We start from the raw sequence: 15,328 nt of genomic DNA, 5'->3' as shown, positions 1-15,328 counted from the left end.
ACTGGTCGGGGGCGTGCAAGGCGCACGATATCGGGCACCGCCCGGCGTCCGCCCAGGTGGGTCTCCGTGAGCGGGGCGCTCCCCGCTCACGGAGCACTGACGGCTCACTCATCGACGTAAACGCTTGCGCAAGCGTTTACGTCTGCCCTCGGACGGGATACGCTCCCCCGCAGCACGACGGGAGTACGACGGATACGGGCGAAAGGGGGCGCGCTCCGGTGGCAACCATGGCCGATGTCGCGCGGCACGCCGGGGTCTCCGTGGCGACGGTCTCGCACGTGCTCAACGACACCCGTCCCGTGCTGGCGCACACCCGCCAGGCGGTGCTGGACGCCGTCGAGGAGCTCGGTTACACACCGAACACCCTCGCCCGGTCCCTGGTGACCTCCCGGACCCGTTCCCTCGGGCTCGCGGTGTCGGCGATCAGCAACCCCTACTTCACGGAGATCCTCCAGGGCGTCGAGGCCGAGGCCCTCGGACACGGCTACAGCCTGCTCATCGCCGACCCGCACGACGACCCCGGCCACGAGCTCGAGGTCGTGCGGCTGCTGCACGAGCGGCGCGTGGACGGCATGATCGTCGCGCCGTCCGCCGAACCGGGCGCCCTCGTCCGCTACCTGGCCCGCCACCGCGTCCCCGCCGTCTTCCTCGACCGGGTCGTCGACGCGCCGGAGGACGGTGGTCCCCGCTTCGACCAGGTGTGCGCGGAGAGCGCCGGTCCAACGGCCGGGCTCGTCGGCCATCTCGCCGGGCTCGGCCACCGGCGGATCGGCCTGGTCGCGGGCCGCCCGGGGTTCAGCACGACGCGCGAGCGGATCACCGGGTACCGGGAGGGCCTCACCGCCGCCGGACTGCCGTACGACGAGCGGCTGGTGGTGCACGGCGACTCGGGCGCGTCCGGCGGCGAACGGGCCACGGCGGCCCTGCTGTCCCTCGCGGCACCGCCCACCGCGCTGGTCACCGCCAACAACGCGATGACCATCGGCGCGCTGCGCGCCCTGCGGGACCGGGGTCTGTCCGTGCCCGGCGATCTCGCACTGTGCTGCTTCGACGACTTCCCCTGGGCGGACCTGTTCGCTCCACGCCTGACCGCCGTCGCGCAGCCCAGCAAGGACGTCGGCGCCCAGGCCGTCCGCCTGCTGCTGGAGCGGCTCGCCGCACCCGACCGGCCGGCGCGGACCGTACGGCTGCCCTGCGCCTTCGTCCACCGCACCTCCTGCGGCTGCCCCGAGCAGCCACGGCACGTCCTGGAACCGGACCACGAAAGGACCCTCCCGTGATCGTCGTCGCCGGTGAGGCACTGATCGACCTGGTACCGCAGGGCACGGGCGCCCTCGCCGCGCTGCGCCCGGCGCTCGGCGGCGGCCCGTACAACACCGCCGTCGCGCTGGGCCGCCTCGGCTCCCCCGCCGCCTTCTGCTCGCGGGTGTCGTACGACGCCTTCGGCGATGCGCTGCTGGACCGGCTGCGCGGGACCGGCGTGGACGTGTCGCCGGTGCAGCGCGGGGCCGAGCCTACGACGCTGGCCGTGGCCACGGTCGGCGCGGAGGGTTCGGCCGCGTACTCCTTCTACGTGGAGGGCACCGCCGACCGGCTGTTCACGGTGCCGTCCGCGCTGCCGCCGGGCACCCGGGCGGTGTCCTTCGGCACCTGTTCGCTGGTCCTGGAGCCGGGGGCGAGCGCATACGAGGAACTGCTGCACGAGACGGCGTCGCGGGGCGTGTTCACGGCCCTCGACCCGAACATCCGGGCCGGGCTGATCCCGGACGCGGACGCCTACCGGGCGCGGTTCAAGAGCTGGCTGCCGTCGGTGTCACTGCTGAAGCTCTCCGCGGAGGACGCCGAGTGGCTCGGCGGCACGCCCCGCGAGTGGCTGGCCGCCGGTCCGGCCGCGGTGGTGATCACCCGTGGCGGGGAGGGGCTGACGGCGTTCACCCGCGACGGGGGTGAGTACGCGGTGCCGGGCGAGCGGGTCGAGGTGGTGGACACCATCGGCGCGGGCGACACGGTGAACGCGGCGCTGCTGCACGGCCTCGCGATCCGGGACGCGCTCGACGAGAACGCGCTGGCCGCGCTGGGGCCGGACGGCTGGGCGGGCCTGCTGGGCTTCGCCGCCCGCGCGGCGGCGGTCACCTGTTCCCGCGCGGGCGCGGAACCTCCGTACGCCCATGAGCTGGGCCTCTGACGCACGCCCCCGCGGTGGGCCCTGACGGTCCGCCGGTCTCGGCCCGTCCGCCGGTCTCGGCCGGCCGGTCGCTCTCGGCCGGCCGGTCGGTCTCGGCCGGCCGGTCGGTCTCGGCCGGCCGGTCGGTCTCGGCCGGCCGGTCGGTCTCGGCCGGTCGGAAATGGCGCGTTCTGGTGCCGGGCGGGCGTCCCGCATGGTGCTTCGGGCGCCCGCCCGGCCGGTCACGCCTTGCTCGTCCGCGTCGTCTTCTTCGCGGCGGGCTTGGTGGCCTTGGCCGTCTTCGCGGCGGTCTTGGCCGGGGTCTTCGCCGTGGTGGCGGCGACCTTCTTGGTGGCCGTCTTCCTGGTGCCGGCCTTGGCCGCCACCGTCTTCGCCGCCCTGCGCGTGGCCTGCGCCGGGATCGCGTCGCTGACCCGGTCCGCGCCGAGGATGTCCCTGAGGAACTTGCCGGTGTGGCTGGCCGGCACCCCGGCGATCTGCTCCGGCGTGCCCTCGGCGACCACCAGGCCACCGCCGGCACCGCCCTCGGGGCCCATGTCGACGACCCAGTCGGCCGTCTTGATCACGTCGAGGTTGTGCTCGATGACGATGACCGTGTTGCCCTTGTCGACCAGGCCGGACAGGACGGTCAGCAGCTTGCTGATGTCCTCGAAGTGCAGACCGGTGGTCGGCTCGTCCAGCACGTAGACCGTGCGGCCGGTGGAGCGGCGCTGCAGCTCGCTGGCGAGCTTCACGCGCTGTGCCTCACCCCCGGACAGGGTGGTCGCGGACTGGCCGAGCCGGACGTAGCCGAGGCCGACGTCCTTGAGGGTCTTCATGTGCCGGGCGATCGCGGGAACCGCCTCGAAGAAGTCGGTCGCCTCCTCGATCGGCATGTTCAGGACGTCGGCGATGGACTTGCCCTTGTAGTGGACCTCCAGGGTCTCCCGGTTGTAACGGGCGCCGTGGCAGACCTCGCACGGGACGTAGACGTCCGGGAGGAAGTTCATCTCGATCTTGATCGTGCCGTCGCCCGCGCAGTTCTCGCAGCGGCCGCCCTTGACGTTGAAGGAGAACCGGCCGGGCATGTAGCCGCGGACCTTGGCCTCGGTCGTCTCGGCGAACAGCTTGCGGATGTGGTCGAAGACGCCGGTGTACGTCGCCGGGTTGGACCGCGGGGTGCGGCCGATGGGCGACTGGTCGACGTGGACGACCTTGTCGACGAGGTCGTCGCCGTCCACCCGCGTGTGCCGCCCGGGCACATTGCGGGCACCGTTCAGTTCCCGCGCGAGGTGGGTGTAGAGGATGTCGTTGACGAGCGTCGACTTGCCCGAACCGGAGACGCCGGTCACCGCGGTGAAGACGCCCAGCGGGAAGGACACGTCGATGTCCTGCAGGTTGTTCTCGCGGGCACCGTGCACGGTGAGCCGGCGGGACGGGTCGTGCGGGCGCCGCACGTCGGGCAGCGGGATGGCCTTCTTGCCCGACAGGTACAGACCGGTCTGCGACTCGGCGTTGTCGAGCAGCTCCTTCACGGAGCCGCTGTGCACCACCTTGCCGCCGTGCTCACCGGCGCCGGGGCCGATGTCGACGATCCAGTCGGCGACCTTGATGGTGTCCTCGTCGTGCTCGACGACGATGAGCGTGTTGCCCATGTCGCGGAGCCGGACGAGGGTCTCGATCAGCCGGTGGTTGTCACGCTGGTGCAGGCCGATGGACGGCTCGTCGAGGACGTACAGCACGCCGACGAGTCCGGAGCCGATCTGGGTGGCCAGGCGGATGCGCTGGGCCTCGCCGCCGGAGAGCGTGCCGGCCGCGCGGTTCAGCGAGAGGTAGTCCAGGCCGACGTCGACCAGGAAGCGCAGCCGCTCGTTGACCTCCTTGAGCACGCGCTCGGCGATCTTCTTGTCGCGGGCGCTGAGCTTCAGCTCGCCCAGGAAGTCGGCGCAGTCGCTGATGGACATCGCCGAGACCTCGGCGATCGACTTGCCCATGACGGTGACCGCGAGGACGAGCGGCTTCAGGCGGGTGCCCTCGCAGGTGGGGCAGGGCACCTCGCGCATGTAGCCCTCGAAGCGCTCGCGACTGGCGTCGCTCTCGGACTCGCTGTGCCGGCGCTTGACGAAGGGGACGGCACCCTCGAAGGCCGTGGTGTACCGGCGCTCGCGGCCGTACCGGTTGCGGTAGCGGACCTCGACCTGGGTCTTGTGGCCGTTCAGCAGGGCCTTGCGGGCGCGCAGCGGCAGGCCCGCGAAGGGGATGTCCGTGCGGAAGCCCAGCGCGTCCGCGAGGGCACCGATCAGGCGGCCGAAGTAGTCCTTGGTGTGCCCGTGAGACCAGGGGTGGATGGCGCCCTCGTCCAGGGATTTGTCCGGGTCGGGGACGATCAGTTCCGGGTCGACCTCCATGCGGGTGCCGATGCCCGAGCAGTCGGGGCAGGCGCCGAAGGGCGAGTTGAAGGAGAAGGAGCGAGGTTCCAGCTCCTCGAAGGACAGGTCGTCGTACGGGCAGTACAGGTGCTCCGAGTACATGCGCTCGCGCTCGGGGTCGTCCTCGGGGAGGTCGACGAAGTCGAGCACGACCATGCCGCCGGACAGGCCGAGCGCGGTCTCGACGGAGTCGGTGAGACGCCGCTTGGCGGAGTCCTTGACGGTGAGGCGGTCGACGACCACCTCGATGGTGTGCTTCTCCTGCTTCTTCAGCGTGGGCGGCTGGGAGAGCTGGACGGTCTCGCCGTCCACCCGCGCGCGGGAGTAGCCCTTGGTCTGGAGGTCGGCGAAGAGGTCGACGAACTCGCCCTTGCGCTCGCGCACCAGCGGCGACAGCACCTGGAAGCGGCTGCCCTCCGGCAGCTCCAGCACCTTGTCGACGATGGCCTGCGGCGACTGGCGCGAGATGGGCCGGCCGCACTCGGGACAGTGCGGCTTGCCGATGCGGGCGAAGAGCAGGCGCAGGTAGTCGTAGACCTCGGTGATGGTGCCGACCGTGGAGCGCGGGTTGCGCGAGGTCGACTTCTGGTCGATGGAGACCGCCGGGGAGAGGCCCTCGATGAAGTCGACGTCCGGCTTGTCCATCTGGCCGAGGAACTGCCGGGCGTACGAGGAGAGCGACTCCACGTAGCGCCGCTGGCCCTCGGCGAAGATCGTGTCGAAGGCCAGGGAGGACTTGCCCGACCCGGACAGGCCCGTGAAGACGATGAGCGAGTCGCGAGGCAGGTCGAGCGAGACGTTCTTCAGATTGTGCTCGCGCGCGCCACGGACGATGAGACGGTCGGCCACGCCGGTCCGCACCTTTCTTGAGAGAAGTGACAGGGGCGGGGCCCCCGTCTTTCTCAGACTAGGGGGAGCCACTGACAACGCCGGTCGGATTCACCGGTTGTCAACAAACCCCGACTTCCCAGCATGCCCGACGCCGCACCCGACCATATAGCACGTGCATTCGATTTACGCGGGTCGTCAGCCACCTTCACCCGAAGGTGTGGCGCGGTCTAGGGTCAGCGGCATGAATGATCACGCGCGTGACCTGGCGTCTGTACGTGACGCCACCGAGCGGCTGCTGACCGCTGTCGGCAAACTGGACAACGCGGGCGTGACGGACCAGTCACGGCTTCCCGGCTGGACCCGCGGCCATGTCCTCGCCCACCTCGCCCGCAACGCGGACGCCCTCGTCAACGTTCTCGAGGGCCGCCCCATGTACGTCTCCGCCGAGGCCCGGGACGCCGACATCGAGCACGACGCCGGGCGCCCCCTGGACGCGCAGCTCGCGGACCTGCGCGAGAGCGCGGCCCGCTTCCAGGAGGCGGGCGCCGCCCCCGCCGACTGGTCGCGTACGGTCACGCTGCGCAACGGGATCACCGACTCGGCGTCCCGGGTGCCCTTCCGGCGCTGGGCCGAGGTGGATCTGCACCACGTGGACCTCGGGATCGGCTACGAGCTGGAGGACCTTCCGGCCGAGTTCACCGAGCGGGAGATCGCCTTTCTGGCGGCCCGTTTCACCGGCCACCCGGACGTGCCGCCCACCCGTCTCTCGGACGGCACGCGCGCGTGGCGCACGGGCCGCGAGGCGGGAGGTCGGGAGGTCACCGTCACCGGGGCGCCCGCCGACCTGCTGGGCTGGCTCGCCGGGCGCCGCGAGGGTTCCGCGCTGACCGTGGACGGGGGCGCGCTTCCGGCGCTGCCGCCGCTGTAGCCCGGGGCGGCGGTCGCGGACCGGGTCCCCTCGGGGCGGACGGCCCGCGACCGCCTCCCGGCGCTAGGCTGCGGTCATGACCTACAGCGGAGAGGTGCGGGTCGGCGGCCCCGCCCAGGTGCACGAGCTCAAGGACCTGATGATCACCAAGGTCGCGGTCGGCCCGATGGACAACAACGCCTATCTGCTGCGCTGCCGGGCCACCGACGAGCAGCTGCTGATCGACGCCGCGAACGACGCGCACACCCTGCTCGGCACGATCGGTGACGACGGCATCGCCTCCGTCGTCACCACCCACCGGCACGGCGACCACTGGCAGGCGCTCGCCGAGGTCGTCGCGGCCACCGGTGCCCGTACCCACGCGGGCCGGTACGACGCCGAGGCCATCCCCGTGCCCACCGACGTCCTGGTCGACGACGGCGACACCATCCGGGTGGGGCAGGTGGAACTCACCGCGCGCCACGTCGTCGGGCACACCCCGGGCTCGATCGTCCTCGTCTACGACGACCCGCACGGGCATCCGCACGTGTTCACCGGGGACTGCCTCTTCCCCGGCGGTGTGGGCAACACCTTCAAGGACCCGGAGGCGTTCGCGAGCCTGATCCACGATGTCGAGACCAAGGTCTTCGGCGTCCTCCCGGACGAGACGTGGGTCTACCCGGGACACGGCGACGACACCTCGCTGGGCGCGGAGCGCCCGCACCTGCCGGAGTGGCACGCGCGCGGGTGGTGAGCCGGCGTACGCGTCTCATGTGTGCGCGTGCGCGCCCCGTGTGATCCGTTCACCAGCGGTGCCCCGCTGCGCGCACTGTCGGCGCGCGGGGCGGCGCGGTCGACTGGTGGCGGCCCCGCGCAGGACGACGGTTCCTGGGCGGTGCGGGCCGCCGGTCCTTCATCCCGCCCTCGGCCGGCGGCCCCGGCTCCCTCAGGTGCCGGCGCGTCCCGTTCCCGCCAGCGCCGCGACCCGCTCCACGCCGAACGCGTACCCCTGCACACCGCATCCGGCGATGACTCCGTCGGCGCGCTGCGAGACGTAGGAGTGGTGCCGGAAGGACTCACGCTGGTGGATGTTGGAGATGTGGACCTCCACCACCGGCAGTCCGTCGCAGGTGTTGAGCGCGTCCAGGATCGCGACGGAGGTGTGCGAGTAGGCGGCGGGGTTGATCACGATCCCGCAGTGGTTCAGCCGGGCCTCGTGGATCCAGTCGACCAGTTCGCCCTCGTGGTTGGACTGGCGGAAGTCCACCGTGCCGCCGTGTGCCGCGGCGGCCTTGACACACAGGGCCTCGACGTCGGCCAGGGTGTCGGAGCCGTAGATCTCCGGCTGACGCTGGCCGAGCAGGTTCAGGTTGGGCCCGTTGAGGATCATGATCGGTGCGTTGGCCAGGGTGCGGGGCACGGTTTCCCTCCGGTCCGTTCGAGGTGCGGCGGTCCGTGGCCGACCGCGCTCGCACCGGTCTATCACGGTGCCTCGGCGGCCCGGCGGGCCGTCTCGTCGCGCACGGAGGGGCACGTCCGCTAAGGATTGACGGCGAGTTCCAGGTACGCGGCGAACAGCACCAGGTGGACGCCTCCCTGCAGGGGTGTGGCTCGTCCCGGCACGACCGTCAGGGAGGCCACCACCACGGTCAGCGCGAGCAGCACCATGTGGGTGGGGCCGAGGCCGAGGACCAGCGGCCCGGAGAGCCAGACGGAGGCCAGGGCGACCGCCGGGATGGTCAGCCCGATGCTGGCCATCGCGGAGCCGAGCGCGAGGTTCAGGCTGGTCTGCACCCGGTCCCGGCGGGCGGTGCGCAGGGCGGCGATGGTCTCGGGGAGGAGGACCAGCAGGGCGATGATCACCCCGACCACGGCGTGATGGAGTCCCGCGGCCTGCACCCCGTCCTCGATGGTGGGCGACACCCCTTTCGCCAGCCCGACCACGCCGATCAGAGCCATGCCCAGCAGCCCGAGGCTCATCAGCGCGACGCGGGCCGACGGTGCGTTCGCGTGGTCCTCGACGGTGATCACCTCGCCCTGCCGGGTGATCGGCAGGAAGTAGTCGCGGTGGCGCACGGTCAGGGTCGTGATGAACAACCCGTAGAGGATCAGCGAGGACAGCGCCGCGAAGGTCAGCTGGACGGTGGAGAACTCCGGGCCCGGTGCGCTGGTCGTGAAGGTCGGCAGCACCAGGCTTAGCGTGGCCAGGGTCGCCACCGTGGCGAGGGCGGCGCCGGTGCCCTCCGGGTTGAACACCGCGGTGCCGTGGCGCAGGGAGGCGACGAGAAGGCTGAGCCCCACGACGCCGTTGCAGGTGATCATCACGGCCGCGAAGACGGTGTCCCTGGCGAGGGTCGCGCTCTTGTCGCCGCCGTCCGCCATGAGGGTCACGATGAGGGCGACCTCGATGACGGTGACCGCGATGGCGAGGACGAGGGAGCCGAAGGGCTCGCCGACCCGGTGGGCGACCACCTCGGCATGGTGCACGGCGGCCAGGACGGACAGCGCCAGGACGATGGTCAGCAACGCCACGACCACGCCGGGCAGGTCACGCCCCCAGGTGAGGGCCAGCAACAGGACCGCGACCACGGGCGTGACGTTCGTCCACTGTGCGAGGAGCACCCTGGGCCGAGTGATCATGCAGCGATCGTCGCAGAGGCGAACGGACCCCGCACGCCCTCTCACACGGACGGTCACCCGGCCACGACCACGACGCCGGGAGCGGCGATCGGCTCTGCGCCGCTCGCCGCTCCCGGGAGGGACCCGCGCGCCCGACGGGTGGCCGGACGCGGGTCAGGCCTCGATGTCCTGCTTCTCCGCGTCTCGCGCAGCCGCCGCTTCCGTCTGCTTCCGGGAGGCGCGGAGGCTGGTGATCGTGGTGATGACGAGGACTGCGCAGATCACGCCGAGCGAGACCGGGATGCTGATCTCGGGAACGTGGACCCCGGACTCGTGCAGGGCGTGCAGCACCAGCTTCACGCCGATGAAGCCCAGGATCACCGACAGGCCGTACGAGAGGTGGACCAGCTTCTTCAGCAGGCCGCCGATGAGGAAGTACAGCTGCCGCAGACCCATCAGGGCGAACGCGTTGGCCGTGAACACGATGTACGGGTCCTGGGTCAGGCCGAAGATCGCCGGGATGGAGTCGAGGGCGAAGAGGACGTCGGTGGTGCCGATCGCGAGCATCACGACCAGCATCGGGGTCATGATGCGCTTGCCGTTCTCCTCGATCCACAGCTTGGTGCCGTGGTACCGGTCGGCGACGCCGAAGCGGCGCTCGGCTGCCTTGAGCAGCTTGTTCTCCTCGAACTCCTCGTCCTGCTCCTCGGCCCGGGCCTCCTGGATGAGCTTCCAGGCGGTCCAGATCAGGAAGGCGCCGAAGAGGTAGAACACCCACGAGAAGCTGGCGAGGATCGCGGCACCGGCGGCGATGAAGACGGCCCTGAGGAGCAGGGCTATGAGGACACCGATGAGGAGCACGCGCTGCTGGTACTGCGAGGGCACCGCGAACTTCGCCATGATCAGGACGAAGACGAAGAGGTTGTCGACGCTCAGGGACTTCTCGGTGATGAAGCCCGCGAAGAACTCACCGGCGGGCTGGCCGCCGCCGAAGAGGAAGAGCCCGAGTCCGAAGAGACCCGCCAGCGCGATCCAGACACCCGTCCAGATCCCGGCTTCCTTGATCGACACGTCGTGGGGCTTGCGGCCGATGAAGAAATCGACCGCGATGAGGGCTCCGAGGCCCACGATGGTCAGGACCCACAGGGTCACGGAAACTTCCACTTACGCCTCCGGCAGTACGTCACACGGCAGATGTCAGCGTCGTCGCTGCCGGAGGTCTCTTCCACCCCGGGCGTCCGGTGCGCGATGCGCGTCCGGGGCCCACGGGCCGACGCCCCGGGATCTGGCCTGATCCGTATTGACGGGTACGCCGCAGTTGGCAGGGAGTACTCCCCTCCGTACGGAAAACAGTACCCAACCACCAAGGAAAGGTAAAGAAGAAAGTAAAGAATAAGGCAAAAACCCAGCTCAGCTGGGCTTTGCGAGTGCTTGGTGCAGGCTTCGGCTCAGCGGTTCCACGCGTGCCGGGCGGCCGCGACCCGGGTCAGCACCTGCTCGAGCACCTGACTGCCGGGCGGCACGAGCGGGGGCTCGTACGTCCAGGCGTGGCCGACCCAGGGATCGGCCAGGTGGTCGTCGGCCACCGGGGTCAGTCGCAGCAGCGAGCGCCACAGCGGGTCGAGCAGCGGTCCGTAGCCCGCGGACTCCTCGCGGTCGGCGACCAGCATCAGATGGACACCGACGGCCGGACCCTCGTCCGCGAGGTAGCGCAACTGGTTCACGGCCCGGTCGTCGAAGCCGTGCGGGAAGTCGTTGACGACGAGGAGTTGCTGGGACGTGTCGAGACCGGGGGGCAGCGCGTCGGCGGCACCGCCGCGCAGCGCCATCTGCACCAGGTCGACGCGCTGGGTGAGCCGGGCGAGCACGTCCGCCGTCCCCGCGGCGCCCAGGGCCGGCGGGGCGGCGAGCACTCCGGTCCGCACGAGCGGTGCCAGGGCCTGCGTCCCCGCTCCCGCCGGGTCGATGACGTGGACGGTGAACTCGCCCGCCGGGTAGACAGCAAGCAGCCGGGCCGCGTGCGCGACCGCGCTCTCCAGGGCCAGGCGGCTCGTCTCGTGGGAATCGGCGAAGGAACCGTCGAGCGAGCCGGAACGCCCGCTGTCGATCCACAGGCCGCGCTCCAGCGGCAGCCTGACGAGCATCGGTATGCGTATCCGGTCGGCCTCGGGCAGACGGAGGTCGCCCAGGCGTACCGCCATCGGGATCTCCATGGGCACGCGGTAGGCGTGCCAGACGGGGTTGTCCCAGCGTGCGTATGCCGCGGGCAGGGCGGGCTCGACGACGTCCGCCTCGGCGGCGAGCTGGGCGAGATCCCGGTCGAGGGCCTCCCTGGCCTGCGCCACGAGCTGGGCGTGCCGGGCGCGAGCGGCCTCTCGCGCGGCGTCACCCTGTCCGCCGATCCGGCTGCGCGGGTCGGACAGGGCCTGATCGATCTCCTTGTCCATGCGGGACTCGGCGAAGTCGACGGCGCTGCGGTACGCGGCCGTGGTGCGGGCGAGGTCCTCGAACATGCCCCACACCTGGTTGTACAGCCGCTCGTCCATCGACCAGCCGGTGGCGTCGCCCGCGACGGGCTGTGCGGGCTGCCCGGGTGCGGCGGGGGGCGGGGCCGGCGCGGGTGCGGGCGGCGCCGCGTGCTGCCGGCGCGGGTGGCTGTAGTCGATCGGGCCACCGGGTGACTGGGGGCCGCCCGTGCCCTGGGGGTCGTACGGGGACGCCGCGGGTACGGGGCCGGGGGTGCCCTGGGGCGCCGTCTGAGGTGTGACCGCTCCGTGGTCCGGACCGGGCGCCGGGGCGGAGTGCTGCCGGGCGCGGTCGCCGTCCGTCGGGTGCGGCGAGGGGGCGGGCACCGCACGGGCCAGGCCGCCGGCCACCGCCTCCTGGACCAGGCCGGCGAGCTGGTGGGCCCCCGACAGGCCCTGGTCGGTGAAGAGTTCGGCGAGACCACCGGCGTAGCCCTGACCGACGGCCCGCACCTTCCAGGCGTCCTGCCGGCGGTAGAGCTCCAGCGCGACGACGGCCGACTCGGCCTGCAGGCCGGTGATGGTGTAGCTGGCGACCTCGGTGCCGTCGAGGCCGGTGACGGCGACGAAGGGGGCGGCGACGGCACCGAAGCGGGAGGGGCCCGCCGCGTCGGCCGCTGCCAGGGCGAGCAGCACACTGACCCGGTGCACGGCGTCCGGAACGGCGTCCAGGTCGACCGCGAGCCGGTGGTCGGCGGCCGCCTGCCGGGAGACCTCGAGGCCGGGCAGTGCCGGCGCGCCCGGATGGGCCACCCACTCGGTCCCGTGGACCGTGCCGTTCTCGTCGCCGAGCGTCGCCGCGGCCACCACCGGCGTGCCGGCCGAGACCCGGATCTCCAGACGGGCCTGGGGAAGCGGGTGGTTCTGCCCCCGCACCAGCTCGGCCGTCATCGCCTTTCCCCCTGTGTCACTCGTGCACTACTGGTGATGTGTACCGGACCGCCCGCCCGTCCCCGACGGAACGGGCGGGCGGTGTACCGCGCTACAGGACCGGCAGGATCGCCGGCATCAGGTCCTGGAAGGTGCGGCCGTTGGCCGGGGAGCCGAGGGCGGTCATCGACCAGCCCTGTCCCACGCGGTGCACCTTGGCCATGATCTGGGCGGTGAAGGCGCCGCCGCCGGCCAGCGTGTAGCGGGCGAGCTCCTGGCCGTTGGTCTCGTCCACCAGGCGGCAGAACGCGTTCTGCACCTCCTGGAACGTCTGGCCCGTGAAGGAGTTCACGGTGAAGACGATCTGGTCGATGTGGACCGGGACGCGCTGCAGGTCGACGAGGATCGCCTCGTCGTCGCCGCCCTGGCCGACACCGCCGACGAGGTTGTCCCCGGTGTGGCGCACGGAGCCGTCGTCGCTCACCAGGTGTCGGAAGAAGACGACGTCGACCGGCTGCTTGTCCGCGAACAGGACGGCGGAGGCGTCGAGGTCGATCTCCCGGGTTCGCGAGCCGAACAGGCCGCGCCGGGGAGCCGCCTGCCAGCCGAGACCCATACGGACCGACGTCAGGCTGCCGCCGTCGTTCTTCTGCAGACTGATGGCCTGACCCTTGGTCATGTTGACGGTCACGCGCTGATTCCCCTCTACGAACTGTCCCCTGTTGCCGCGGCGCCCGCGGTTGACCAGAACCCTACGCAGAGCCACTGACAGTGCCGTACCCAGGTCCGCACTTTGTGTCGGTCTTGCAACACACCGCGTGCCCGACGGGCCGTCAGGCCAGTCCCGCCTCCTTCATCTGGCGCAGTTCCTTCTTCATCTCGGAGACCTCGTCACGCAGTCGGGCGGCGATCTCGAACTGGAGGTCCGCGGCGGCGGCCCGCATGCGGGCGGTGAGGTCCTCGATCTGTTCGGCGAGCTCGGCCGCGGGACGGTCGGTGGGCACCGTCTCCGCCTTCTTGCCCCTGGCCGCCTTGGCGCCGGCCGCCGCCTTGCCGCCGAGGGCGGGCACGGGTGCCTTGGCGCCCTTGCCGTCCTTCGACTGGCGGTAGCCCGAGCCGAGGAGCTGCTCGGTGTCGACGTCCTCGCGGGCGATCTGCGCGACGATGTCGTTGATCTTCTTGCGGAGGGGCTGCGGATCGATGCCGTTGGCCGTGTTGTAGGCGATCTGCTTCTCCCGGCGGCGGTTGGTCTCGTCGATGGCCTTCTCCATCGCCGGGGTGATCTTGTCGGCGTACATGTGGACCTGGCCGGAGACATTGCGCGCCGCGCGGCCGATGGTCTGGATCAGGGAGGTGCCGGAGCGCAGGAAGCCCTCCTTGTCGGCGTCGAGGATGGCCACCAGGGAGACCTCGGGCAGGTCGAGGCCCTCGCGCAGGAGGTTGATGCCGACCAGGACGTCGTACTCGCCGGCGCGCAGCTCGCGCAGCAGTTCCACTCGGCGCAGCGTGTCGACGTCGCTGTGCAGATAGCGGACCTGGATGCCGAGCTCCAGGAAGTAGTCGGTGAGGTCCTCGGCCATCTTCTTGGTGAGCGTGGTGACGAGGACGCGCTCGTCCTTCTCGGTCCGCTTGCGGATCTCGTGCACCAGGTCGTCGATCTGGCCCTCGGTGGGCTTGACGACCACCTCCGGGTCGACGAGACCGGTGGGGCGGATGATCTGCTCGACGGCGCCGTCCGAGCGGGAGAGCTCGTAGGTGCCGGGGGTCGCCGACAGGTACACGGTCTGGCCGATGCGCTCCTGGAACTCCTCCCACTTCAGCGGGCGGTTGTCGAGTGCGGAGGGCAGCCGGAAACCGTGGTCGACCAGGGTCCGCTTGCGGGAGGCGTCGCCCTCGTACATGGCGCCGATCTGCGGCACGGTGACGTGTGACTCGTCGATGACGAGCAGGAAGTCGTCCGGGAAGTAGTCCAGGAGGGTGTTGGGCGGGGAGCCGGGCGAGCGGCCGTCGAAGTGCATCGAGTAGTTCTCGACGCCCGAGCAGCTGCCGATCTGGCGGAGCATCTCGAGGTCGTACGTCGTGCGCATCCGCAGCCGCTGGGCCTCCAGGAGCTTGCCCTGCTTCTCCAGCTCGCCCAGGCGCTCGGCCAGCTCCTTCTCGATGTCGTTGACCGCGCGCTCCATGCGCTCGGGGCCCGCGACGTAGTGGGAGGCCGGGAAGACGTACAGCTGCTGGTCGTCGCTGATGATCTCGCCGGTGACCGGATGGAGCGTGGACAGGGCCTCGATCTCGTCGCCGAACATCTCGATGCGGACGGCGAGCTCCTCGTAGACCGGGAAGATCTCGATGGTGTCGCCGCGCACGCGGAAGGTGCCGCGGGCGAAGGCCATGTCGTTGCGCGTGTACTGGATGTCGACGAAGCGGCGCAGCAGCTCGTCGCGGTCGTGCTCGTCGCCGACGCGCAGCGGGACCATGCGGTCCACGTACTCCTGCGGGGTGCCGAGGCCGTAGATGCAGGAGACGGAGGCGACCACGACCACGTCGCGGCGGGTGAGCAGCGAGTTGGTCGCGGAGTGTCGCAGGCGCTCCACCTCCTCGTTGATCGAGGAGTCCTTCTCGATGTAGGTGTCCGACTGCGGGACGTAGGCCTCGGGCTGGTAGTAGTCGTAGTACGAGACGAAGTACTCGACGGCGTTGTTGGGCAGGAGCTCGCGGAACTCGTTCGCCAGCTGGGCGGCCAGGGTCTTGTTCGGCGCCATCACGAGGGTGGGGCGCTGGAGCTTCTCGATCATCCACGCGGTGGTGGCGGACTTTCCGGTGCCGGTCGCGCCGAGCAGCACGACGTCCTTCTCGCCTGCTTCGATGCGCCGGGCGAGGTCGGCGATGGCCGTGGGCTGGTCGCCGCTCGGCTGGTAGGGGCTGACGACCTCGAAGGGCGCCACCGTGCGTTCGATCTGGGAAACGGGCCGCATGGGTTCCACCG

General features: G+C 71.1%; 11 protein-coding genes. 4 read left to right on the top strand and 7 right to left on the bottom strand.

What is annotated here, in order from left to right:
* Positions 1-218: 218 nt before the first annotated feature.
* Both AB0E77_RS04855 and AB0E77_RS04850 read left to right on the top strand, forming a co-directional pair.
* Positions 219-1,280 (top strand): LacI family DNA-binding transcriptional regulator, encoded by a 1,062-nt coding sequence (locus AB0E77_RS04855; RefSeq protein ID WP_361565544.1) that lies wholly within the window; start codon positions 219-221, stop codon positions 1,278-1,280.
* Positions 1,277-2,185: a carbohydrate kinase gene (locus AB0E77_RS04850; RefSeq protein ID WP_361565541.1), complete on the top strand. Its 909-nt coding sequence runs from the start codon at positions 1,277-1,279 to the stop codon at positions 2,183-2,185. Before AB0E77_RS04855 ends, AB0E77_RS04850 begins: the two co-directional genes overlap by 4 nt.
* Positions 2,186-2,406: 221 nt before the next feature.
* Here AB0E77_RS04850 and uvrA read toward each other — a convergent pair whose 3' ends face one another.
* On the bottom strand, positions 2,407-5,442 hold the full coding sequence (gene uvrA / locus AB0E77_RS04845) for an excinuclease ABC subunit UvrA (protein WP_361565538.1): 3,036 nt from the start codon (positions 5,440-5,442) through the stop codon (positions 2,407-2,409).
* Positions 5,443-5,665: 223 nt separating this feature from the next.
* Here uvrA and AB0E77_RS04840 point away from each other — a divergent pair, with 223 nt between their 5' ends.
* Together AB0E77_RS04840 and AB0E77_RS04835 are read left to right on the top strand one after the other, a co-directional pair.
* Positions 5,666-6,352: a maleylpyruvate isomerase family mycothiol-dependent enzyme gene (locus tag AB0E77_RS04840; protein WP_361565535.1), complete on the top strand. Its 687-nt coding sequence runs from the start codon at positions 5,666-5,668 to the stop codon at positions 6,350-6,352.
* Positions 6,353-6,428: 76 nt separating this feature from the next.
* Positions 6,429-7,085: an MBL fold metallo-hydrolase gene (locus tag AB0E77_RS04835; protein WP_361565532.1), complete on the top strand. Its 657-nt coding sequence runs from the start codon at positions 6,429-6,431 to the stop codon at positions 7,083-7,085.
* A 192-nt stretch (positions 7,086-7,277) separates the two neighbouring features.
* Here the strand turns inward: AB0E77_RS04835 and aroQ are convergent, their stop codons facing one another.
* From aroQ to uvrB, 6 genes are all read right to left on the bottom strand, one after another.
* Entirely contained in the window at positions 7,278-7,751 is a 474-nt protein-coding gene (aroQ, locus tag AB0E77_RS04830) for a type II 3-dehydroquinate dehydratase (protein ID WP_361565529.1), read from the bottom strand.
* Between the two features lie 119 nt (positions 7,752-7,870).
* On the bottom strand, positions 7,871-8,971 hold the full coding sequence (locus AB0E77_RS04825; RefSeq protein ID WP_361565526.1) for an ionic transporter y4hA: 1,101 nt from the start codon (positions 8,969-8,971) through the stop codon (positions 7,871-7,873).
* Between the two features lie 153 nt (positions 8,972-9,124).
* Entirely contained in the window at positions 9,125-10,114 is a 990-nt protein-coding gene (locus AB0E77_RS04820; RefSeq protein ID WP_361565523.1) for a TerC family protein, read from the bottom strand.
* Between the two features lie 284 nt (positions 10,115-10,398).
* Positions 10,399-12,366 (bottom strand): TerD family protein, encoded by a 1,968-nt coding sequence (locus AB0E77_RS04815; RefSeq protein ID WP_361565520.1) that lies wholly within the window; start codon positions 12,364-12,366, stop codon positions 10,399-10,401.
* Between the two features lie 91 nt (positions 12,367-12,457).
* A complete protein-coding gene (locus AB0E77_RS04810; RefSeq protein WP_225635961.1) occupies positions 12,458-13,036 on the bottom strand; it encodes a TerD family protein in 579 nt (192 codons plus the stop codon).
* A 142-nt stretch (positions 13,037-13,178) separates the two neighbouring features.
* Positions 13,179-15,317, bottom strand: coding sequence for an excinuclease ABC subunit UvrB (uvrB, locus tag AB0E77_RS04805; protein WP_361565517.1), 2,139 nt, complete (start codon positions 15,315-15,317; stop codon positions 13,179-13,181).
* Positions 15,318-15,328: the final 11 nt, after the last annotated feature.

This window comes from Streptomyces sp. NPDC032940 (assembly GCF_040636935.1).
In the GTDB taxonomy this organism is placed as follows: Bacteria; Actinomycetota; Actinomycetes; order Streptomycetales; family Streptomycetaceae; genus Streptomyces.
This window is presented reverse-complemented; position numbering and strand designations above follow the sequence as displayed.

Bases quoted from the DNA above. Each gene is read 5' to 3' on its own strand.
- AB0E77_RS04840 (WP_361565535.1), top strand. From the start codon at position 5,666: ATGAATGATCACGCGCGTGACCTGGCGTCTGTACGTGACGCCACCGAG.
- AB0E77_RS04835 (WP_361565532.1), top strand. From the start codon at position 6,429: ATGACCTACAGCGGAGAGGTGCGGGTCGGCGGCCCCGCCCAGGTGCAC.
- AB0E77_RS04825 (WP_361565526.1), bottom strand. From the start codon at position 8,971: ATGATCACTCGGCCCAGGGTGCTCCTCGCACAGTGGACGAACGTCACG.
- AB0E77_RS04815 (WP_361565520.1), bottom strand. From the start codon at position 12,366: ATGACGGCCGAGCTGGTGCGGGGGCAGAACCACCCGCTTCCCCAGGCC.
- uvrB (WP_361565517.1), bottom strand. From the start codon at position 15,317: ATGCGGCCCGTTTCCCAGATCGAACGCACGGTGGCGCCCTTCGAGGTC.